This is a genomic window from Vibrio sp. S12_S33 (assembly GCF_963889785.1).
Taxonomy (GTDB): domain Bacteria; phylum Pseudomonadota; class Gammaproteobacteria; order Enterobacterales; family Vibrionaceae; genus Vibrio; species Vibrio aestuarianus.
Window position 1 is genome coordinate 1 of sequence record NZ_CAWPQZ010000418.1, and the last position, 246, is coordinate 246.

The 246-nt window shown below is 46.7% G+C and carries 1 protein-coding gene; it reads right to left on the reverse strand.

Features of this window, described 5'->3' with window-relative positions:
* On the reverse strand, positions 1-246 hold a 246-nt coding region (locus AACW06_RS20615; RefSeq protein ID WP_192076421.1), incomplete at both ends, for an IS66 family transposase.

Genomic DNA, 246 nt, shown 5'->3' on the forward strand with positions numbered 1-246 from the left:
AGCGGATTCGTCGAGAATAACCAATTTTTTCTGCCAATAACCAGCGATTTGATGGCGCGTTCCGCTCGGTTGTTGTCGATAGATAAATGCCCATCTTCAACATAGCGTATCAGCTTAGACCACTGACCCAAGGTGTACTTGATGGCTTTACCAAGAGGACTCGATTCGATGACTTTCTGCGTGGTTAACCAGTCATAGAAGTCATCCAACATCGGTTTAGCCTGCGCTTGTCTTTCTGTCCAACGC